This is a genomic window from Pseudomonas laurylsulfatiphila (genome assembly GCF_002934665.1).
In the GTDB taxonomy this organism is placed as follows: Bacteria; Pseudomonadota; Gammaproteobacteria; order Pseudomonadales; family Pseudomonadaceae; genus Aquipseudomonas; species Aquipseudomonas laurylsulfatiphila.
Genome location: NZ_NIRS01000009.1, coordinates 248,642 through 269,113, shown reverse-complemented (window position 1 = coordinate 269,113; position 20,472 = coordinate 248,642). Strand labels below are relative to the sequence as shown.

Genomic DNA, 20,472 nt, shown 5'->3' with positions numbered 1-20,472 from the left:
CTGAAACTTCCTCGACAGGTCAATCACTTCGGAACCGGAAACGCGTGCCATACTCCAAGGCACTCCGATTCAGACAGATGAAGCCGCACATGTACAAAGGATTGATTCGCGCCATCGGCGCCTTGTTGACTGCTCTGGCTCTCTACAGCTTGCTGGGTTTTCTGATTTTACCGGGTGTGGCGTTGCGCATTGCCAACCAGCAACTGGCCAACTACGCCACCACCCCTGCCACGATCCAGCGGATCGAGTTCAATCCGTTCAGCCTTGAACTGACCCTCTGGGGCTTGAACATCGGCGAGCCCGGCAAGGAGCAGGTCGCTTTCGAACGTTTGTACGCCAATCTGCAACTCGACAGCCTGTGGACCAAGGCGGTGCACCTGTCCGATGTCGAACTGGACAAGCCCAAGACCGAAATCCTGTTCGGCAAGGACGGCAAACTCAATCTGCTTGGGTTGTTCAAACTGCCAGAAAGCGAATCCACGCCGACCGACCCGGATGCCAAGCCGTTTCCGCTGCGCATCGAGCGGATCAAGCTGGCCGGCGGCGCCGTGCACTTTGAAGACGCCCGGCCCAGCGAGCCCATCGAGTTTCTCTACGACTCCCTCGATTTCGAGCTGAAGAACCTCAGCACCCTGCCCGATGACAGTGCCGACATGACCCTGGTGGCCGTCGGCCCCAATGGCGGACAGATCGACTGGACGGGCAACTTCAGCCTGATCCCGATCGCCTCCGAAGGTAAGCTGAAAATCACTGATGGCAAGATGAAAGCCTTTTGGCCCTATGTGCGCGATGCCGTTCCACTGGATCTCGAAAGCGGCATCATGAGCATCAGCACCGACTACAAACTCAGTCTGTCCAAGCAAACCGAGCTGCTGTTGAGCAATGTCGCGCTCACTGTCGCCCCCTTCGCGATCAAGGCGCCGGATGGCCGGCCGCTGGTAAAGCTTGAGCGTCTGGACGTGAGCGAAACCACGGTGGACCTGGCCAGGCAGCAGGTGGTGGTCGGCAAGATCCGCAGCCACAAACTGGAAACCTGGGCCGCGCTGGAACCGGACGGCCAACTCGACTGGCAGAAACTGTTCGCCAGCCAACCGTCAAAATCCACCGCCAAAGCCAAGGCGGATGCAGAACCGGCCAGCACTCCGGCGGCGGCAGACTCACCGAAACCTGAACCGGGCGCACCCGACAAACCCTGGCAGGTGCTGATCAAGGATGTGCAACTGCGCGACTACAAGGTGCATCTGGCTGACCGCAAGGCACAGCCTGCCGTCGCCCTGGACCTGGCTCCGCTGAACCTCGACCTGCAAAACTTCGACAGCCTCAACGGCTCGCCCTTTACCCTCAAGCTCGATACCGGCGTGGGCAAGCAAGGCAAGATCATGGCCGACGGCGAGGTCAACCTGGCCCCGGTCAGCGCCAGGCTGAAGGTGCAGACCAGGGACATCGACCTGCGGGTTGCCCAGTCCTACATCACGCCATTCATTCGCCTGGAACTGCGCAGCGGCATGCTCGGCAGCGATCTGGCGGTCAACCTCAAAAGCACCGAGCCCCTGGCCTTCAACGTGACCGGTCGCGCCCAGGTCGATCAGTTGCATACCCTGGACACCCTGAAAACCCGCGACTTCCTCAAGTGGCAACAGGTCGTGGTCGAAGGCCTGAACTATCAGCATGGGGACAGCCTGTCGATCGACAAGGTCAACCTGTTCCAGCCCTATGCGCGTTTCATGATCAACGATGATCGCACCACCAACATCGACGATCTGCTGATTCCGCAACCGGCGGACTCCGGGGCAAAACCGGCAGCGAGCAAACCGACAAGCAACGAAAAACCGCTGGGCATCCACATCGGCGGCATTTTCATCAATGACGGTTCGGCCAACTTCGCCGACTTCAGCCTGACCCCGAACTTCGCCACCGCCATCCAGCAACTCAACGGGCAGATCGGCACCATCGACAGCCGCCAGCCGAAACCGGCCAGTGTCGACGTCAAGGGCAAGGTCGACCGCTACGCGCCGGTGACCATCAAGGGCTCGGTCAATCCGTTCGACCCGATGGCCAGCCTCGACATCGCCACCAGCTTCAAACGCGTGGAACTGACCACGCTGACCCCCTACTCCGGCAAGTTCGCCGGCTACCGTATCCGCAAGGGCCGGCTCAATCTCGACCTGCATTACCAGATCACCAAGGGGCAGCTCAAAGCCGAAAACAAAGTGGTGGTCGAGCAACTGCAGCTGGGTGAAAAAGTCGACAGCCCGGATGCCGTGAGCCTGCCGCTGAAACTGGCCATTGCCTTGCTCAAGGACGTCGACGGCAAGATCTCCATCGAGCTGCCGGTCACCGGCGATCTGAACAACCCTCAGTTCAGCATCATGCCGATTGTCTGGCAGACCCTGCGCAACCTGATCGTCAAAGCCGCTGCGGCACCGTTCAAACTCATTGGCGGGCTGGTCAACGGTGGCGGTTCGGAAGACTTGGGCAGCGTTTCATTCGCGGCGGGTTCCAGCGAATTGGGCAAGGACGCTGAAGGCGCCCTGGACAAACTGTCCAATGCGCTCAAGGAACGCCCGGCCCTGCGCCTGGAAATCGAAGGCACTGCCGCCAAGAGCAGCGATGGCCCGCTGATTGCCGAACAACGCCTGGAACGGGAATACCAGTACAACTACTACAAAATGCTCCAGCGCCGCGGTGACAAGGTCCCGGCCCAGGCTTCGTTGCTGGAAGTGCCGGACGGGGAAAAAGGTCCGTTGCTCGAAGGTATCTACCGCACCCGCCTTAAAACCCAGCCCCCTGCCGAATGGAAGGACCTGGGCAAGGAAGAGCGCACCGCGAAAATGCGCGCCGAGGTGATCAAGTTCTGGAGCTCCAGTGACGTACTGCTGCGTCAACTGGGCCAGGAGCGCGCCAGCAGCATCAAGGATTACCTGGTCGACAAGGCCAAACTGGAAGATGAGCGGGTGTACTTCATCGACGCCAATCTGGGCGAAGCGGAAAGTGACGGCCGCGTGGTGACACCGATGCATCTGGATGCCGAGTGATGATGCGGCGGCTGGCAGGCCTGGTCCTGGCGCTATCCGCCAGCCAGGCCTGGGCGGCCGATACCCTGCGCTGTGGCAGCCAATTGATCAGCGTCGGTGATCGCTCGAGTGAGGTCTTGCAGAAATGCGGTGAACCGGTGAGTCGCGACCTGCTGGGTTACAAGCGCAGTGCAGACCGACGCGAGGAGTTTCAGGTCGAGGAATGGACCTACGGACCGAATGGCGGCATGTATCAATACTTGCGGTTCGAAGGCAATCGGCTGAAGCAGATCACCAGCAAACGCGGAAACTGAAGCCACCCCCAATTCATGTGAACACTCTTCAAAGTGGGAGCGAGCCTGCTCGCGATGGCGGCAAAACAGTCGACATCGATGTCGCCTGAAAGACCGTCATCGCGAGCAGGCTCGCTCCTACAAATTAATTTCCAGCACTACACATAAAACAGGCCCCGGCAAAAGTGCGCGGGGCCTGTGGTGGCCAACATCCGTTTGGCCCTTCGCATGAACACTCAGGTTGCAACAGATGTATGACTCGGCTCGTCTGTCGCGCCCTCTCCCGGTCCAGGCGAGAAGTCTTGCCTTAATCGGCTTTCAGGCCGTCAGCGGAGACCGCCTTGACGCCTTTGATTTTCTTGGTGATGGCCACAGCCATTTCTTTTTGCGAATCGGTCACGGCGGTGGTCGACGACAGCGATACCACGCCTTTGTTGGTTTCAACCTTGATGTCGCTACCTGGAATGCCTTTTTCGGTCATCAGGTCAGCTTTGACTTTGGTGGTGATCCAGGTATCGGAAGTAGCTTCTGTAGCCTTGGTCATTTCACCCGCCGCCAGGGTCATTGGAGCCTGGGTGGCTTGAGTGGTCTGGGCGAATGCCGCGTTTGCCATGGTAAGGGTCAGCGCGGTAGCAGTAGCGGCAGCGATAGCGAACTTCTTCATACGAGTAACTCCTGTTTTTCTGAAAAGTCTGCCGGGTGTCTTGTCGGCAGGGTTACCAGGGATATTGCGAACGCTGTGCCAACTTTGAAACAGAGAATAAAACTTTATAAATCAATAAGTTATAAAATCAGCCAATTTTCGGAATCATGCAAAATGCACGAGATGCACAAACACTGCATGCAAGTTGCGGGTTTATGGAAAGTTCCTAAGATGCTGAAATTTCTGAGCTTTATGAGCGGCTTTTGACGACCAGTCGACAAACAGGAAAAACCCCGCAAAAGCGGGGAATTGATTCAACAACTCATGCCGCAGAACCGGAACACCCTTTAGGCAGGTAGTCCTTAGAGACGCTGCTTTCACACGACCAGCCTTTGGTTTCGTCCCGTGTCAGGGTGACGGTTTTGCCCTGGACCACCCCCGGGGCATTGTGCAACGTACAAACGATTGATCCCGCTCCCTCCGGCGTTGTAGCCGTCACAGACAGGGTGCAATGGGTGGTCGATGCCGCACCGGCGGGCGCCACGTTGGCAATTGTCGGAGTTTCCCCCTGATTGACCACATCCTCGAACGGCACTTTCATCGCAGTCAGCTCGGCCAGCGCCGCCGTGACCTTGGCCCGGGCCTGGTACTTGGAATACATCGGCAGGCCCAGTGTTGCCAGGATCCCGATGATCGCCACCACGACGAGCAACTCGATCAGGGTAAAACCTTTCTGATTGTTCATGTACAAGCTCCATGCATGAGTCGAAGGCTCATGACCTGCCCCATGGCAGCACAGCCTGTGCCAAGGCCGGAAGCCCCTGTTGGCAGGGGGTGTGGTAGTCGCAAGGCCCTTACGCATCGCCAGGATCAGCACTATCTGACGCTTTTTGTCACCTCACCCTGGCGGGTTTGGCCCCATCCTTTGACTAGGCTATAAGAGCAACTCAATCGGAATACCCAGGACTGAACATGGCGGTCAAGGCAGCGAAAATCAGCGTGTATGCATGGGAAGGCATCGACCGCAAAGGCACAAAAGTGACCGGCGAACTCAGCGCTCAAAACCCGGCGCTGATCAAGGCGAAACTGCGCAAGCAAGGCATCAGTCCGGGCAAGGTTCGCAAAAAAAAACCAGCGGTTTTCAGCATGGGCAAACGTATCAAGGCCCAGGACATTGCCTTGTTCACCCGGCAAATGGCGACGATGATGAAGGCCGGCGTGCCGTTGTTGCAGTCCTTCGACATCATCGGCGAGGGCTTCGACAATCCGGCCATGCGCACGCTGGTGGACGAACTGAAACAGGAAGTTGCGGCAGGCAGCAGCTTCGCCGCCGCCCTGCGCAAGAAGCCCCGGTATTTCGATGAACTGTATTGCAACCTGGTGGATGCCGGCGAGCAGGCCGGTGCCCTCGACACCCTTCTGGAGCGGGTCGCGACCTACAAGGAAAAAAGCGAATCCCTCAAGGCCAGGATCCGAAAAGCCATGACCTACCCGCTGGTGGTGGTGTTTGTCGCGGCGATTGTCACCGGGATTCTGCTGGTCAATGTCGTGCCGCAGTTCGAGTCGGTGTTCAAAGGCTTCGGCGCCGAACTGCCGGCCTTCACCGTGATGGTCATAGGCCTGTCGCAATTCATGCAGGCCTGGTGGTGGGTGGTCCTTGGCGCGCTGTTCACGATGGCCTTCGGCGTGCGCCACGCCCTCGGGAAGTCCCCGGCCTTGCGTGACCGGATGGACACCTGGCTGCTGAAACTGCCGCTGGTGGGCACCCTGATGCACAAGTCCGCCGTGGCCCGGTTCGCCCGCACGCTGTCGACCACTTTCGCTGCCGGCGTGCCGCTGATGGAGGCCCTGCAATCAGTGGCCGGCGCGACCGGCAATAGCGTGTTTAAGCGCGCCGTGTTGCGCATCCGGCAAGACGTTTCGACCGGCATGCAATTGAATTTCGCCATGCGTACCTCCGGCGTCTTTCCGAACATGGCGATACAGATGACGGCCATCGGCGAAGAGTCAGGCACCCTGGACGCCATGCTCGACAAAGTCGCGGGATTCTACGAAGACAGCGTCGATAACATGGTCGATAACCTCACCAGCCTGATGGAGCCGTTCATCATGGTGGTGCTGGGTGTTATCGTCGGTGGACTGGTAGTTGCCATGTACCTGCCCATCTTCCAACTTGGCTCAGCGATCTGACATGCCCTTGAATGAAATCCTGATTCACTCTCCGCTGGCCTTTGTCCTTCTCGCAGGCATCACCGGCCTGCTGGTCGGCAGCTTCCTCAATGTCGTGATCTGGCGCCTGCCGAAAATGCTCGAACGGGACTGGCGTGAGCAGGCCCATGACATTCTCGGGCTGCCTGGCGAAACGCCGCTGCCGACCTACAACCTGTTGCTGCCCCACTCCCAGTGCCCGCATTGCCATCACCGAATCCGTGCCTGGGAAAACATCCCGCTGCTCAGTTATGTGTTTTTGCGCGGCCGCTGTTCAGCCTGTGCGGCGGCGATCAGCCCGCGCTATCCATTGACCGAATTGGCCTGCGGGTTGTTATCGGCGTTTGTTGCCTGGCACTTCGGCTTCGGTTGGCCGGCCGGCCTGGTACTGGTCCTGAGCTGGGGATTGCTGGCGATGAGCCTGATCGACGCCGAGCATCAGATATTGCCGGACGTGCTGGTGCTGCCATTGATGTGGCTGGGGTTGGTCGTTAACAGTTTCGGCCTGTTCGTGTCGCTGCACGAGGCACTGTGGGGGGCAATAGCCGGCTACGGCCTGCTGTGGTCGGTGTTCTGGCTGTTCAAACTGATCACCGGCAAGGACGGCATGGGTCACGGTGATTTCAAACTGCTGGCGATGCTGGGCGCCTGGGGTGGCTGGCAGATTTTGCCGCTGACCGTCCTCCTGTCCTCGCTGGTGGGAGCAATCATCGGGCTGATCACCCTGCGCTTGCGCCATGCAAAAACCTCGACGCCTATCCCTTTCGGTCCCTATCTGGCCATTGCCGGCTGGATTGCCTTGCTCTGGGGTGGTCAAATAACCGATCTCTATTGGCAGTATGTCGGTTTGAAATGAATACCCCTGTGGAAAAACCCTGGATTCTCGGCCTGACCGGCGGCATCGGCAGCGGTAAAAGCGCGGCCGCCCAACACTTTATCGATCTGGGCGTGCATGTGGTCGACGCCGATCATGCCGCTCGCTGGGTCGTTGAACCCGGACGCCCGGCACTGGCACAAATCGCCGAACACTTCGGCCCCGGCGTGTTGCATACCGACGGACAACTGGACCGCGCTGCGCTACGCAAATTGATCTTCGAAGTGCCTGAAGAGCGCCGCTGGCTGGAGGCCCTCCTGCATCCACTGATCGGCGAGGAAATCGCTCATCACCTGGCGCTGGCAAAATCACCTTATGCGATTCTGGTATCGCCGCTGCTGATCGAGTCCGGCCAGTACGCCATGACCCAACGGGTGCTGGTGATCGATGCCCCGGAACAATTGCAGATCGAACGCACCCTGCAACGTGACCAGACCAGCGAGCAGCAAGTCCAGGCGATCCTCAAGGCCCAGTCCAGCCGCCAGGATCGCGTGAGCCATGCCGACGACGTCGTGGTCAACGACCGCGACCTTGCCTGGCTACATAGCGAGGTCGAACGCCTGCATCACTTTTATCTTACTTTGCGTGGAGGCCAGTCATGAGCCAACCAACAACCGTCGAATGCCCAACCTGTGGCGCCCCCGTGGAATGGACCGCCGAGAGCAAATTCCGGCCATTCTGCTCCGATCGCTGCAAACTGATCGACCTGGGCGCCTGGGCGTCCGAAGAACACAAGATTCCAGTGGCTCCCGATGCCGAGGACGAGATGTTCAGCGGTGACTTCGACCCGCGCCACTGATCCACCGGGTCGACGATTTCAGGGCTTGGGATCGTCGTCCTTCCAGGGGGCCGAGAGGTAGCGGGTGCGGTTGAACGTCTCAAGCCACTCCGGACAAAACACGACCAGCGCACTGACGATCATGCCGTTGATAAACGCTTCGGGAAAAATGATCAGCCATAGATATCCGACAAAATCTTCCAGCCAGTACGGCATGGCAAAACGCTCGTCGAACCATAGCAACCAAAGCGCCAGCAGCAGACACAGCAACGCCGACAGCGCGGCGGCAAAGAATCCGGAAACGAAGATATACACAAAGGGATTCCGTGGCTGCGCCCGCTCCACCAGGATCGCGCAGCACTCGGTGACCAGCACCGGCAGTGCAATCAACAACGCACCGTTGACCCCGACCGCAACCAGATCCTGACGCCCGAGCAACACCAGCCCCAACTGCGCGACCAGCCCGCCAACGATCGCCAGCGGCCAGTCCAGCAGCAATGTCACCGCCGTCATTCCAATGAAGTGGTACGACACGCCGGTATCGAAATCCCGCCGCACCAGCCACAGCATGAACAACGCGAACACCGTGCCGAACAATAAATGCTGGCGACGGCTGTCGGTGAACAGTTCAACCCAGGGCGCACGCCACATCGCCCAAAGCAGCACCAGCACATAGATCATCCAGCCGACTGTCAGGCTCTGCGGTGACAGCAGCTCAGCGCCTATCATGGACCAGACGTCTCCAGCGCTTCACGCAATTGCGCAGCCGTGGCGTATTCGTGCTGGTCCATCAATCGACCATCCTTGAGCTGTAACCACAACACTTTATCCACAGCGCCGGGGTAACGCGGTGCGACACGACCTTCACGATCCAGCATCACCCGATAGGAGTAATCGCGCATGGCCGGCACTGCGAACATTTTCGCGATCAGGCGTGGCATTCGCTGGATGTCCGCGAGAAAGACCGCGTGCCGGGCCTCCAGATAGCCTTTGGGCTGACCTTGCAGCGCCGCATCGACCAGTTTCGCCGCCTCCATGCTGCGCGCCACCAGCAGCGTCTGAGTGCGACTGTCGAGGGTGAAGGCCTGATCGAACTGGTCAAGCAATGTCCATGGTGCCAGCCGCTCGCCGACCTCCAGCGCATTGGCCCACAGCGGCAGCAGACTGAGTACTAATAGCGACCAATATTTCACCTTGCCCCCCCTTGTTCTATCGCAGGCGCGTAATGGCTATCAGTCTACACCGCCCGTTCCGTGTGCCCAGCGATGCTGATTGATGCTTAACGCTTTCTGCTTGTCGCAATTGAACGCTAAGCTTGGGCCTATGGATGACTCAGATTATTTACGCCTGCTGACCATCGCGGCCGAGCAAGCCAACGCATTTCTGTCCAATGCCCGCAAATGGGAGCGTGAGCGTTGGGTGTGCCAGCGCCTGTTGCAAGGATTGAACATTCCCTATCGCGCCGACGAATTTGCCCCCGCCGGGGAGCCGCCGGACGTCTTGTTTCGCGATGCCAGTTTCGAGGTGTTCTTCGTGCTCGACGAGGGCCGACGCCTCAACGATGAATGGCGCGACGAACTGCAGCGCCGACGCAGCGCGTTTTCCCTGAGCCAGCTCGTACGCCGCGAGGCCAAGCCACGACGCATCCCCGCCAACGAGTTCTTGCTGCGATTGGCGCCGACCTTGCGCAAAAAAGCACACAACTACAAAGAGCGCGGCATGGATCTGGGTGAACTGGACATCATTGCCTTCGCCAGCCTCAAACGCGAAGTACTGGACCTCAACAGCCATTTCCCACCGCCGACCGAGTACCTGCGCCAGGGCTGGCGTTCGCTGTCCTTGGTTGGGCCGACATTCGCCCGCGTGCTGTTCGCCCACCCGGATGCACCGGACTTCTTGCGCAGTAACCTGGGGCGCAGCATTGTCTTTGACGTCGGGATCAGCCTGTGAGCCCGCTGCAGGCGCTGATCGCCGAGGTGCCGCAACAAGGTCGTGTACGCTGGATCGGCGTGCGCCCGCAATCACGCTCGACGATGCTTGAACTCGATGCCGTGGAAGCGCGCCTGGAGGCCGGCCTGACTGGCGACCACGCCCGCCCCGGCGTGCGCAATGCGCGGCAGGTCACGCTGATTCAGTGGGAACATCTGGCGGTGATCAGTTCGCTGATGGGGCGTGCACAGGATCATCCGGTCCGGCCTGAAGATCTGCGGCGTAATCTCGTTATCAGTGGCATCAATCTATTCAGCCTCAAGGGCCGCCGCTTCCGGATTGGCCAGGCAACGTTCGAAACCACCGGCTGGTGCCAACCCTGCGCGCGCCTTGAAAGCAACCTGGGCATCGGCACCTTTCAGGCCGTGCGCGGACATGGCGGAATCACTGCCCGGGTGTTACAAAGTGGAATCATTCGCCTGGACGATATCGTCAGCGTCGAACCCGTACCAGACAGCGGCTATGCTGCGTTCAACCCAGGGTAAAAACACTGTAGCTTCTACACATTCAGCAACGTCTACCTTTGACGAGGCCCGATATGACCAGCCGCCTGAACCCCGACGACCAAAAGCATGTCGAAGAGTACCTGCAGTTGTCCCAGCACCAAGTCGAGCGCCGGCCTTTCCGGCCGTGGATGCTCCTTGTACTGGTATTGGCAGTGACCATTGGTCTGGGCCTGTTGAGCCGACTTATCAGTTACCTGACGCTATGAGCTGCCTTGCGCTCGCGCGGTTGACCGTACCGATTTCTTTTAGCCTTGCGAGTTATCCCCATGTCCCATCGTATTGTCATTGTCGGCGGCGGCGCCGGCGGTCTGGAGTTGGCTACCCGTCTGGGTAAGACTCTGGGCAAGCGCGGTACGGCCAGCGTGATGCTGGTCGACGCGAACCTGACCCACATCTGGAAACCCTTGTTGCACGAAGTGGCGGCCGGGTCCCTGAACTCTTCCGAAGACGAACTCAACTATGTCGCCCAGGCCAAATGGAACCACTTCGAGTTCCAGCTGGGGCGCATGAGCGGGCTCGATCGCGCGAATAAAAAAATCCAGCTGGCCGCCACCTATGACGAAGCCGGCCTGGAACTGGTGCCGGCCCGCGAAGTGCCTTACGACTCGCTGGTGATCTCCGTCGGCAGCACCACCAACGATTTCGGCACCCAGGGCGCAGCGCAACACTGCCTGTTCCTCGACACCCGCAAACAGGCCGAGCGTTTCCACCAGCAACTGCTCAATCACTATTTGCGCGCACACGCGGGTCAGACCGACGCGGTCGAACAAATCAGCGTGGCCATCGTCGGCGCCGGTGCCACCGGGGTCGAGCTGGCCGCCGAACTGCACAACGCCGCCCATGAGCTCGCGGCCTATGGCCTGGACCGGATCAAACCGGAAAACATGCACATCACCCTGATCGAAGCCGGTCCACGGGTGCTGCCGGCGCTGCCGGAGCGGATTGGCGGACCTGTGCATAAAACCCTGGAGAAACTCGGGGTCAACGTCATGACCAATGCCGCGGTCAGCGAAGTGACGGCCGACAGCCTGATCACCGCCGACGGCAACGAAATCAAGGCCAGCCTGAAAGTCTGGGCCGCGGGGATTCGCGCGCCGGGTTTCCTCAAGGACATCGATGGCCTGGAAACCAACCGCATCAATCAGCTGCAGGTGCTGCCGACCCTGCAAACCACCCGCGACGAGAACATCTTCGCCTTCGGCGACTGCGCCGCCTGCCCGCAACCGGGCAGCGACCGCAATGTGCCACCACGCGCCCAGGCCGCTCACCAACAGGCTTCGTTGCTGGCCAAATCGCTGAAACTGCGCATCGAAGGCAAGCCCCTGCCGGAGTACAAGTACACCGACTACGGCTCGCTGATCTCACTGTCGCGTTTTTCGGCTGTGGGTAACCTGATGGGCAACCTCACCGGCAGCGTAATGCTCGAAGGCTGGCTGGCGCGGATGTTCTACGTGTCGCTGTACCGCATGCACCAGATGGCGCTGTACGGCCCGTTCCGCACGGCGATGCTGATGTTGGGCAGCAAGATCGGGCGCGGCACCGAGCCACGCCTGAAGCTTCACTGATATAAAACCTGTGGGAGCGAGCCTGCTCGCGAAGAGGTCGAGTCAGTCAGCATCAATGTTGACTGGCACACCGCTTTCGCGAGCAGGCTCGCTCCCACATTGGTTTTGCGGTGTTACGGGTTTCTCGCAGACAAAAAAAATCCCCGTATCTTTCGATACGAGGATTTTTAGTATGGTCGGGGTAAGGGGATTCGAACTCCTGACATCCTGCTCCCAAAGCAGGCGCGCTACCGGACTGCGCTATACCCCGGTAAAAAAAAGGCACCTTCGAAAGGCGCCTTCTGCGAACAGAGCTTTTGGCGTCTGATCTTAAGATTCGATTCCAGCGCTAACTGGTTTCAAAAATGGTGGGTCGTGTGGGATTCGAACCTACGACCAATTGGTTAAAAGCCAACTGCTCTACCAACTGAGCTAACGACCCAAATATGGTCGGGGTAAGGGGATTCGAACTCCTGACATCCTGCTCCCAAAGCAGGCGCGCTACCGGACTGCGCTATACCCCGGTTTGAAATTGGCTCCGTGACCAGGACTCGAACCTGGGACCCAATGATTAACAGTCATTTGCTCTACCGACTGAGCTATCACGGAACTACACATTTCAATTTACAACTTTGAAACTTTACTGCGTTCTCTTCGACCCGTTCGCATCGCTGCGTTCGTGTGTCTGAGGCGCGCTATTCTACAATCTTCAGCACCTCTGTCAACCCCCTAAATTGCTTTCAAGTTAATGATTTGCAACTTATTTTGGATTCCTGCTTGGGGAGCGGAAACCCTGGCGGGTGACTGACTGCGGGGCGCACTTTACAAGCCTTTTCCTTTGAGTTCAACAGCCTAACGAAAAAAAGGCCTCGTTATGCGAGGCCTTTTCGATTTTGTTGCCGTTATGGATCAGACAAAGACGATTTCGTCGTTTTCCACCACACCGTGAGCGGTATCGCCCGGCATGAATCGACCGGACAGAATCAGCTGCGCCAGCGGGTTCTCGATCCAGCGCTGGATAGCACGCTTGAGCGGCCGTGCGCCGTACACCGGGTCGTAACCGACCGCGATCAGCTTGTCCATGGCCTCGGGGCTGAGTTCAAGCTTCAGCTCGCGCTCGGTCAGGCGGCTACGCAGACGACCCAACTGGATCTCGGTAATGCCGGCGATCTGATCCCGCGCCAACGGCTCGAAGATCACCACTTCGTCGACCCGGTTGATGAACTCCGGCCGGAAGTGGCTGGAAATCGCATCCATCACCGCTGCACGCTGCGCCTCACGGTCACCGACCAGTTCCTGGATCTGCACCGACCCCAGGTTGGAGGTCATGACAATCACAGTGTTCTTGAAATCCACCGTGCGGCCATGGCTGTCGGTCAGACGGCCGTCTTCGAGCACTTGCAGCAAGATGTTGAACACATCCGGGTGCGCCTTCTCGACTTCGTCCATGAGGATCACCGAATACGGCTTGCGACGTACGGCCTCGGTCAGGTAACCGCCCTCTTCATACCCCACGTAGCCCGGTGGCGCACCGATCAGGCGAGCCACGGAATGTTTCTCCATGAACTCGGACATATCGATCCGCACCATCGCCTCTTCGGTATCGAAAAGGAATTCGGCCAGCGCCTTGCACAGCTCGGTTTTACCGACACCGGTCGGGCCGAGGAACATGAACGAGCCGCTCGGGCGATTCGGGTCGGACAACCCGGCACGGGAACGCCGCACCGCGTTGGAAACGGCCACCACCGCTTCATCCTGGCCGATCACACGCTGGTGCAACAGGCTTTCCATCTTCATCAGCTTGTCGCGCTCGCCTTCGAGCATTTTCGACACCGGAATACCGGTCCACTTCGACACGACTTCGGCGATCTCTTCTTCAGTCACCTTGCTGCGCAGCAACTGGTTCTCGCTTTTGCCATGCTGGTCGACCATTTGCAGGCTGCGCTCCAGATCCGGGATCACCCCGTACTGCAACTCGGCCATGCGGTTCAGGTCGCCTTTGCGGCGGGCCGCTTCCAGTTCCTGACGGGACTGCTCGATTTTCTGCTGGATCTGCGCAGAACCCTGGACTTCGGCTTTCTCCGAGTTCCAGATTTCTTCGAGATCCGAGTACTCACGCTCGTGACGAGCGATTTCCTCCTGCAATTTTTCCAGACGCTTCTTCGCCGCGTCGTCGCTTTCTTTCTTCAGCGCCTGGGATTCCACCTTCAGCTGAATCAGGCGACGCTCCAGACGGTCCAGCACTTCAGGCTTGGAGTCGATCTCCATGCGGATGCGGCTGGCGGCTTCGTCGATCAGGTCGATGGCCTTGTCCGGCAACTGCCGGTCAGTGATGTAGCGATGGCTGAGCTTGGCCGCCGCAATGATCGCGCCGTCAGTGATGGCCACCTTGTGGTGAACCTCATAACGCTCTTTGAGGCCACGCAGGATGGCGATGGTGTCTTCTTCACTTGGCTCGTCCACCAGCACTTTCTGGAAACGTCGCTCGAGAGCGGCGTCCTTCTCTATGTATTGGCGGTATTCGTTCAGCGTGGTGGCGCCCACGCAGTGCAGCTCACCGCGGGCCAGGGCCGGCTTGAGCATGTTGCCCGCATCCATCGAGCCTTCGCCTTTACCGGCGCCGACCATGGTGTGCAGTTCGTCGATGAACAGGATGATCTGCCCTTCCTGCTTCGACAGTTCATTGAGCAGGGATTTCAGGCGTTCTTCGAACTCACCACGATACTTGGCACCGGCAATCAGCGCCCCCATGTCCAGGGACAACAGACGTTTGCCCTTGAGGCCATCCGGCACTTCACCGTTGATGATGCGCTGGGCCAGGCCTTCGGCGATGGCGGTTTTACCCACGCCAGGCTCACCGATCAGCACTGGGTTGTTCTTGGTACGACGTTGCAGAACCTGAATGGTCCGGCGAATTTCATCGTCACGGCCGATCACCGGATCGAGCTTGCCATCTTCTGCGCGCTTGGTCAGGTCGACGGTGTACTTGTCCAGGGCCTGGCGTGCTTCCTCGTGGTTCGGGTCGTTGACGGCCTCGCCACCACGCAGGTTGTTGATCGCGTTTTCCAGGGCTTTCTTGCTCACACCCTGGCCGAGCAACAGCTTGCCGAGCTTGCTGTTCTCGTCCATGGCGGCGAGCAGCACCAGCTCGCTGGAGATGAACTGGTCGCCCTTCTGCTGCGCCAGACGATCGGCCTGGTTGAGCAGGCGCGCCAGATCCTGCGACATATTCACATCGCCGGTCGGGTTCTGGATTTTCGGTAGCTGGTCGAGCTCTTTGGTCAGCTCTTTACGCAGGCTGTTGACGTCGAAGCCCACCTGCATCAACAGCGGCTTGATCGAGCCGCCCTGCTGCTCGAGCAAGGCTTGCATCAAGTGCGCCGGTTCAATGGCCGGATGATCGTGGCCGACAGCCAGGGATTGGGCATCGGACAACGCTAACTGCAATTTGCTGGTTAAACGGTCTATACGCATGGGTCACCTTCCTTTTGAGCAGGCCGGACCTATAAAACATCCTGAATGAAGAAACCTGCCAGATACCACAATAGATGCGGTCGATTCTGGGAGTTTCAAGCGTCGTGACGTTGATGCAGATCAGACAAGTCTAGCGTTCGAGCCAAACTAGGGAGGCAAACCGACCAGTGCGAGGCGCACGGCGGTAAGAAAAGAAGCGTGAGTCGGTCACGGTGCAGAAACCGCCCCCATAGACAGCCGTGACACCGCGAGCCGCGAGACGCAGACGTGCCAGCATATAGATGTCGGCCATGAACTTGCCGGGGTTTTGGCTCGGTACAAAGGCCTCTGCCGCTTGCGGCAACTGCTGAACGAAGGTTTCGCGCACTTCCGGGCCGACCTCAAAGGCCTGCGGGCCGATGGCCGGACCGAGCCAGACCAAGACCTCGGCAGGCGGTACCGCCAGGCTGTCGAGCGTGGCTTCCAGCACACCCGCCGCCAACCCGCGCCAACCGGCATGGGCTGCCGCGACGCGGGTGCCAGCGCGGTCGCAAAACAGCGCGGGCAGGCAGTCCGCAGTCATCGCTGCGCAGGCGACACCCGGCGTTGATGTCCAGCTGGCATCAGCCGTGTCCACCCGGCCCGGATCGGCATGAGCCACGACAATGCCGTGGACCTGCTGCAGCCAGGCCGGTTGAATGGAGAAATGTTCGGTGAGACGACGGCGATTCTCGGCAACCGCTTCAGGGTTGTCGTCGACGTGATCGCCGAGGTTGAGGCTGTCGAACGGCGCCACACTGACGCCGCCCGCACGGGTGGTCACACAGGCTTTGACCCCGGCCGGCGCAGGCCAGTCAGGAATCAGCCAGTCACTCATCCGATGAACGCCTCGCGGTCTTGCTTGAGCAGCGTCAGCAGCCAGACGAAGTCTTCCGGCAACGGTGATTCCCAGCTCATGCGCTTACCGGTGGTCGGATGATCCAGTTCCAGGAAACGCGCATGCAGCGCCTGACGCGGGAAGTTCTTCAGCGACTCGACCATGGTCGGGTTGGCGGCCGGCGGAATACGGAAACGACCGCCATAGGCGGGATCTCCGACCAACGGGTAGTTGATGTGCGCCATGTGCACGCGAATCTGGTGCGTACGACCGGTTTCCAGCTTCACCCGCACGTGAGTGTGGGAGCGGAAGCGCTCGAGCACGCGGTAATGGCTGACGGCTTGCTTGCCACCTTCCATCACGGCCATGCGCTGGCGTTGCTGGCCGTGACGACCGATCGGCGCGTTGATCTTGCCACCGGCTGTCACCACACCGATCACGATGCACTCGTAGATCCGGCTGACGCTGCGGCTCTGCAACTGCGTCACCAACTGCGTCTGCGCCTGAATGGTCTTGGCCACCACCATCAGACCGGTGGTGTCCTTGTCCAGGCGATGCACGATACCGGCGCGGGGCACATTGATGATGTCCGGCACGTGGTGCAGCAAGGCGTTGAGCAAGGTGCCGTCGGCATGACCGGCAGCCGGGTGCACCACCAGGCCCGCAGGCTTGTTGATCACCAGGATGTCGTCGTCTTCGTAGACGATGTCCAGGGCTATGTCTTGAGCGACCCATTCGCCCTGAGCTTCCTGCTCGGCAGTCAATTCAAGGATGGCGCCGCCATGGACGATGTCTCGCGGGCGGATAACCGCCCCATCCACAGTCAGGCGGCCGTCTTTGATCCAGGCGGAAAGGCGCGAGCGCGAGTGCTCAGCGAATAATTGTGCGGCGACTTGATCGAGGCGTTGGCCACCCAATTCGGACGGCACCTCTGCGCGAAGTTCAATTTTATCGGACATGCTCAGACTAGGCGTCGGCACAGCCTTTGGTTTCGGCTGCGCGCTTGTGGTTAAATACGGCGTCTTTTGCCCCGAGGCTTTTCAACGGGGCGCTCATCATAACAGGACGGCCACGCCCAAGACAGCGGCCGTCATAGGGACGCAAGCCGCCATGCAAGTGAAACACCTGCTGCTGATCGCCATCCTCGCATTGACCGCTGCTTGCTCATCGAAGGAAGTCGTAGACGAAAACCTCAGTGAAGTCGAGCTGTACCAACAGGCTCAAAATGACCTGGACAACAGTAGCTACACCTCGGCCATCGCCAAGCTGAAGGCTCTGGAGTCGCGTTATCCGTTCGGTCGCTATGCCGACCAGGCGCAACTCGAACTCATCTACGCCAACTACAAGAACACCGAGCCAGAAGCGGCCAAGTCCGCGGCTGAGCGCTTCATTCGTCTGCACCCACAGCATCCGAACGTCGATTATGCCTACTACCTCAAGGGCCTGACTTCTTTCGACCAGGACGTTGGCCTGCTGGCGCGTTTCCTGCCGCTGGACATGACCAAGCGTGACCCGGGCGCCGCCCGCGACTCCTATAACGAGTTCGCCCAACTGACCAGCCGCTTCCCGAACAGCCGTTACGCGCCGGATGCCAAGCAGCGCATGATTTACCTGCGCAACCTGCTGGCGGCCTACGAAATTCACGTGGCCGACTACTACCTGACCCGTCAGGCCTATGTCGCAGCGGCAAACCGCGGTCGTTACGTGGTGGAAAACTTCCAGGAAACCCCTTCGGTCGGCGACGGCCTGGCGGTGATGACCGAGGCCTATCAGCGCCTGCACCTGGACGAACTGGCTGCCACCAGCCTGGAAACCCTGAAGCTCAACTACCCGAACCACCCGACGCTGGTAGACGGCCAGTTCGTGCCGACCGTGGCCGAAGCCGACAACCGTTCGTGGCTGAGCAAGGCGACCCTGGGCCTGATCGAATCCCGTCCGCCGCTGCCACCGGGCGAAACCCGAGCCAACCAGGACGTACAGAAGCAGTTCCAGGACGCCAAGGATGCGATTCCGTCCGAACTCAAGCCTAAAGATGGCAATGGCGAAGCGATCGAAGAAGAAAATCACGAAGCGGAAGGCAACAACAGCGACCGCTCGTGGTTCAGCTACATGACCTTCGGCGTGTTCGACTGACACCTCGGGCTGTGCAAAAAGGGAGACTTGTAGGAGCGAGCTTGCTCGCGATGGACGTCAACGTTAACGCGCTTTGTCTGAATAAACGCGTCGTCCTTAGACCATCGCGAGCAAGCTCGCTCCTACATAAGCTATTAGGCTGTGCGCTGGCCATGTCCTTGGCTAAACTAGCTAATCACTAGTCAAAAAGCAGCTCACCATGCTTCGTTTATTGTTCTGGATTGCCCTGATTGCCGCTGCCGTATGGTTCTGGCGCAAATTCAAAGGTCAGGCTTCCACCCCCAGGTCCCCTGCCGAACGGGAAGCGGCGCCCATGGTCCGCTGCGCCCATTGCGGCGTTCACCTGCCCCGTGACCACGCGCTGAGTCTCGACCAACGGTGGTATTGCAGTCAGGCTCATCTCGAGCAGGACAAGGACTCCAGCGGCCGCTGACACGCTCCCGAATTGGCGGCCGATCGAGGACTATCGCTGCCCCCCAAGGAACTGAAAGGCATCGAGTGACGTCTGACGCAGACTATTCAAGACCACTCTCTGCGAATGAACCGGGTAATCGAAAACGTCCTGCACCTGCATCGCCGCGCGCCGATGTCGCCGCCGTGGCTTGACCTGAAATCACTGGAAATACTCCATCACGAAGACCCCGCCCCGTATATCAAGGGCCCGGGGCTTTATCTGTCCGGCCAGCCGGGCGAAAGCATTCCGTCCCGCCTAGACTTCAAGGCACGCCAGGAAAGCGGCTGCTTTTGCATGACCTTTGCTCACGGACGGAACCTAGTTTGAACACGAGACCACGACAAAAAGTCTTGATCGTCGATGACGAACCAGACATACGCGAACTCCTGGAAATCACCCTGGGAAGGATGAAACTGGAGACGTTCAACGCCCGTAATGTCGGCGAAGCGCAATCGCTGCTGAAAAGCGAAACATTCGATCTCTGCCTGACCGACATGCAATTGCCGGATGGCACCGGCCTGGAATTGGTACAGCACATCCAGCAACGTCACCCTCACGTCCAGGTGGCGATGATCACCGCCTATGCCAGTCTCGAAACCGCTATCAATGTGCTCAAGGCCGGAGCATTCGACTTCCTCACCAAACCGGTGGACCTTACGCGCCTGCGTGAACTGGTCACCAGCGCCCTGCTGCTTCCTGCCCGCGGGGTCGACATCGATCGCCGCTTGCTGGGCGACTCATTACCCATGCGCAACCTGCGTAAACACATCACCAAACTGGCCAACAGTCATGCGACGGTATACATCAGCGGAGAATCCGGCAGTGGCAAGGAATTGGTCGCGCGCCTGATCCATGATCAAAGCCCCCGCGCCAAGCAGCCGTTCATTGCGATCAACTGTGCGGCAATTCCCTCGGAACTGTTGGAGAGCGAGTTTTTCGGCCATCGCAAAGGCAGCTTCAGCGGCGCTATCGAAGACAAACCCGGTCTGTTCCAGACCGCTCACGGCGGCACCCTGCTCCTCGACGAAGTGGCCGACCTGCCGCTGGCAATGCAGGTCAAACTGCTACGCGCCATTCAGGAGAAAGCCATACGCAGCGTCGGTGGGCAACAGGAAGTGGCGGTGGATGTGCGCATTCTCTGTGCCACACACAAAGACCTTGGCGCCGAAGTCGCCGCTGGGCGATTTCGGCATGATCTTTACTACCGTTTGAATGTGATCGAACTCCGGGTGCCGCCCCTGCGCGAACGTCGTGATGACATCGAGATGCTGGCCAGCCACATACTCAAGCGCCTGGCCGCCGATACGGCTCAACAGGCAGCCAGACTCCACTCCCAAGCCCTCGATGCGCTGAAAAGCTATCGCTTCCCGGGCAATGTGCGGGAGCTGGAAAATATGCTCGAACGGGCTCACACCTTGTGCGAGGACAATCAGATCGAAGCCGGTGACCTGCGCCTGGCTGAAGGCAATTGCGCAGCTGAAGGTGGAATGCCGGACCTGACCCGGATAGACAATCTGGACACCTATCTGGAAAACGTCGAACGCCAACTGCTGCTCCAGGCCCTGGAGGAAACCCGCTGGAACCGCACGGCGGCGGCGCAGCGGTTGAATCTGTCATTCAGGTCGATGCGTTACAGGCTCAAGAAGTTAGGGCTGGATTGAGGCTTTAAAAAGATCGCAGCCTGCGGCAGCGGCTACCTGGGAGCG

The 20,472-nt window shown here is 59.4% G+C and carries 21 protein-coding genes and 4 tRNA genes; 14 read left to right on the top strand and 11 right to left on the bottom strand.

The window, feature by feature from the left end:
- Positions 1-77 precede the first annotated feature (77 nt).
- A complete protein-coding gene (locus CD175_RS29420; RefSeq protein WP_104451423.1) occupies positions 78-3,035 on the top strand; it encodes a DUF748 domain-containing protein in 2,958 nt (985 codons plus the stop codon).
- The gene (locus CD175_RS29415; protein ID WP_104451422.1) at positions 3,035-3,328 is read left to right on the top strand and encodes a DUF2845 domain-containing protein; all 294 of its coding nucleotides are present in this window, start codon (positions 3,035-3,037) and stop codon (positions 3,326-3,328) included. Before CD175_RS29420 ends, CD175_RS29415 begins: the two co-directional genes overlap by 1 nt.
- A gap of 286 nt (positions 3,329-3,614) precedes the next feature.
- Here the strand turns inward: CD175_RS29415 and CD175_RS29410 are convergent, their stop codons facing one another.
- Entirely contained in the window at positions 3,615-3,971 is a 357-nt protein-coding gene (locus tag CD175_RS29410) for a BON domain-containing protein (protein WP_104451421.1), read from the bottom strand.
- 301 nt (positions 3,972-4,272) lie between these two features.
- Positions 4,273-4,695 (bottom strand): pilin, encoded by a 423-nt coding sequence (locus CD175_RS29405; protein ID WP_104451420.1) that lies wholly within the window; start codon positions 4,693-4,695, stop codon positions 4,273-4,275.
- 227 nt (positions 4,696-4,922) lie between these two features.
- On the opposite strand from CD175_RS29405, the gene CD175_RS29400 reads away from it, so the two are divergent.
- The 4 genes from CD175_RS29400 to yacG are packed head-to-tail and all read left to right on the top strand — an operon-like array spanning position 4,923 to position 7,831.
- Entirely contained in the window at positions 4,923-6,140 is a 1,218-nt protein-coding gene (locus tag CD175_RS29400) for a type II secretion system F family protein (protein WP_104451419.1), read from the top strand.
- A 1-nt stretch (position 6,141) separates the two neighbouring features.
- Entirely contained in the window at positions 6,142-7,014 is an 873-nt protein-coding gene (locus tag CD175_RS29395) for a prepilin peptidase (protein ID WP_104451418.1), read from the top strand.
- Entirely contained in the window at positions 7,011-7,634 is a 624-nt protein-coding gene (gene coaE, locus CD175_RS29390; protein WP_104451417.1) for a dephospho-CoA kinase, read from the top strand. The genes CD175_RS29395 and coaE overlap by 4 nt, the downstream gene beginning before the upstream one ends.
- Positions 7,631-7,831: a DNA gyrase inhibitor YacG gene (yacG, locus tag CD175_RS29385; protein ID WP_007970539.1), complete on the top strand. Its 201-nt coding sequence runs from the start codon at positions 7,631-7,633 to the stop codon at positions 7,829-7,831. Before coaE ends, yacG begins: the two co-directional genes overlap by 4 nt.
- Before the next feature lie 18 nt (positions 7,832-7,849).
- On the opposite strand, the gene CD175_RS29380 is transcribed toward yacG, so the two are convergent.
- The gene (locus CD175_RS29380) at positions 7,850-8,539 is read right to left on the bottom strand and encodes an energy-coupling factor ABC transporter permease (RefSeq protein WP_104451416.1); all 690 of its coding nucleotides are present in this window, start codon (positions 8,537-8,539) and stop codon (positions 7,850-7,852) included.
- Positions 8,536-9,003 carry a hypothetical protein gene (locus CD175_RS29375; RefSeq protein ID WP_007970535.1) on the bottom strand — a complete coding sequence of 156 codons (468 nt, stop codon included), beginning with the start codon at positions 9,001-9,003 and terminating at the stop codon, positions 8,536-8,538. Before CD175_RS29375 ends, CD175_RS29380 begins: the two co-directional genes overlap by 4 nt.
- Before the next feature lie 130 nt (positions 9,004-9,133).
- Between CD175_RS29375 and CD175_RS29370 the strand changes: the two genes are divergently transcribed.
- The 4 genes from CD175_RS29370 to CD175_RS29355 are packed head-to-tail and all read left to right on the top strand — an operon-like array spanning position 9,134 to position 11,870.
- Positions 9,134-9,760, top strand: coding sequence for a DUF1780 domain-containing protein (locus CD175_RS29370; protein ID WP_007970534.1), 627 nt, complete (start codon positions 9,134-9,136; stop codon positions 9,758-9,760).
- Positions 9,757-10,284 carry an MOSC domain-containing protein gene (locus CD175_RS29365; RefSeq protein WP_104451415.1) on the top strand — a complete coding sequence of 176 codons (528 nt, stop codon included), beginning with the start codon at positions 9,757-9,759 and terminating at the stop codon, positions 10,282-10,284. The genes CD175_RS29370 and CD175_RS29365 overlap by 4 nt, the downstream gene beginning before the upstream one ends.
- 53 nt (positions 10,285-10,337) lie before the next feature.
- The gene (locus CD175_RS29360) at positions 10,338-10,511 is read left to right on the top strand and encodes a DUF3094 domain-containing protein (RefSeq protein ID WP_007970531.1); all 174 of its coding nucleotides are present in this window, start codon (positions 10,338-10,340) and stop codon (positions 10,509-10,511) included.
- A gap of 60 nt (positions 10,512-10,571) precedes the next feature.
- On the top strand, positions 10,572-11,870 hold the full coding sequence (locus CD175_RS29355) for an NAD(P)/FAD-dependent oxidoreductase (protein ID WP_007970529.1): 1,299 nt from the start codon (positions 10,572-10,574) through the stop codon (positions 11,868-11,870).
- A gap of 173 nt (positions 11,871-12,043) precedes the next feature.
- On the opposite strand, the gene CD175_RS29345 is transcribed toward CD175_RS29355, so the two are convergent.
- The 7 genes from CD175_RS29345 to rluD all read right to left on the bottom strand — a co-directional run bounded on the left by CD175_RS29345 (position 12,044) and on the right by rluD (position 17,138).
- Positions 12,044-12,120, bottom strand: a tRNA-Pro gene (locus tag CD175_RS29345).
- Positions 12,121-12,215: 95 nt separating this feature from the next.
- Positions 12,216-12,291, bottom strand: a tRNA-Lys gene (locus CD175_RS29340).
- 5 nt (positions 12,292-12,296) lie between these two features.
- A tRNA-Pro gene (locus CD175_RS29335) sits at positions 12,297-12,373 on the bottom strand.
- A 9-nt stretch (positions 12,374-12,382) separates the two neighbouring features.
- Positions 12,383-12,458, bottom strand: a tRNA-Asn gene (locus CD175_RS29330).
- 300 nt (positions 12,459-12,758) lie between these two features.
- Positions 12,759-15,323 (bottom strand): ATP-dependent chaperone ClpB, encoded by a 2,565-nt coding sequence (gene clpB, locus CD175_RS29325; RefSeq protein WP_104451414.1) that lies wholly within the window; start codon positions 15,321-15,323, stop codon positions 12,759-12,761.
- A gap of 130 nt (positions 15,324-15,453) precedes the next feature.
- Positions 15,454-16,179 carry a peptidoglycan editing factor PgeF gene (gene pgeF, locus CD175_RS29320; protein ID WP_104451413.1) on the bottom strand — a complete coding sequence of 242 codons (726 nt, stop codon included), beginning with the start codon at positions 16,177-16,179 and terminating at the stop codon, positions 15,454-15,456.
- Entirely contained in the window at positions 16,176-17,138 is a 963-nt protein-coding gene (rluD, locus tag CD175_RS29315; RefSeq protein WP_007990414.1) for a 23S rRNA pseudouridine(1911/1915/1917) synthase RluD, read from the bottom strand. The genes pgeF and rluD overlap by 4 nt, the downstream gene beginning before the upstream one ends.
- A gap of 151 nt (positions 17,139-17,289) precedes the next feature.
- Here rluD and CD175_RS29310 point away from each other — a divergent pair, with 151 nt between their 5' ends.
- From CD175_RS29310 to CD175_RS29295, 4 genes are all read left to right on the top strand, one after another.
- Positions 17,290-18,312 (top strand): outer membrane protein assembly factor BamD, encoded by a 1,023-nt coding sequence (locus CD175_RS29310; RefSeq protein WP_104451412.1) that lies wholly within the window; start codon positions 17,290-17,292, stop codon positions 18,310-18,312.
- Positions 18,313-18,511: 199 nt separating this feature from the next.
- Positions 18,512-18,745, top strand: a complete 234-nt coding sequence (locus tag CD175_RS29305) for a PP0621 family protein (protein ID WP_104451411.1) — start codon at positions 18,512-18,514, stop codon at positions 18,743-18,745.
- Between the two features lie 105 nt (positions 18,746-18,850).
- Positions 18,851-19,093: a hypothetical protein gene (locus CD175_RS29300; protein WP_104451410.1), complete on the top strand. Its 243-nt coding sequence runs from the start codon at positions 18,851-18,853 to the stop codon at positions 19,091-19,093.
- Positions 19,090-20,427, top strand: coding sequence for a sigma-54-dependent transcriptional regulator (locus tag CD175_RS29295; RefSeq protein WP_104451409.1), 1,338 nt, complete (start codon positions 19,090-19,092; stop codon positions 20,425-20,427). Before CD175_RS29300 ends, CD175_RS29295 begins: the two co-directional genes overlap by 4 nt.
- Positions 20,428-20,472 lie beyond the last annotated feature (45 nt).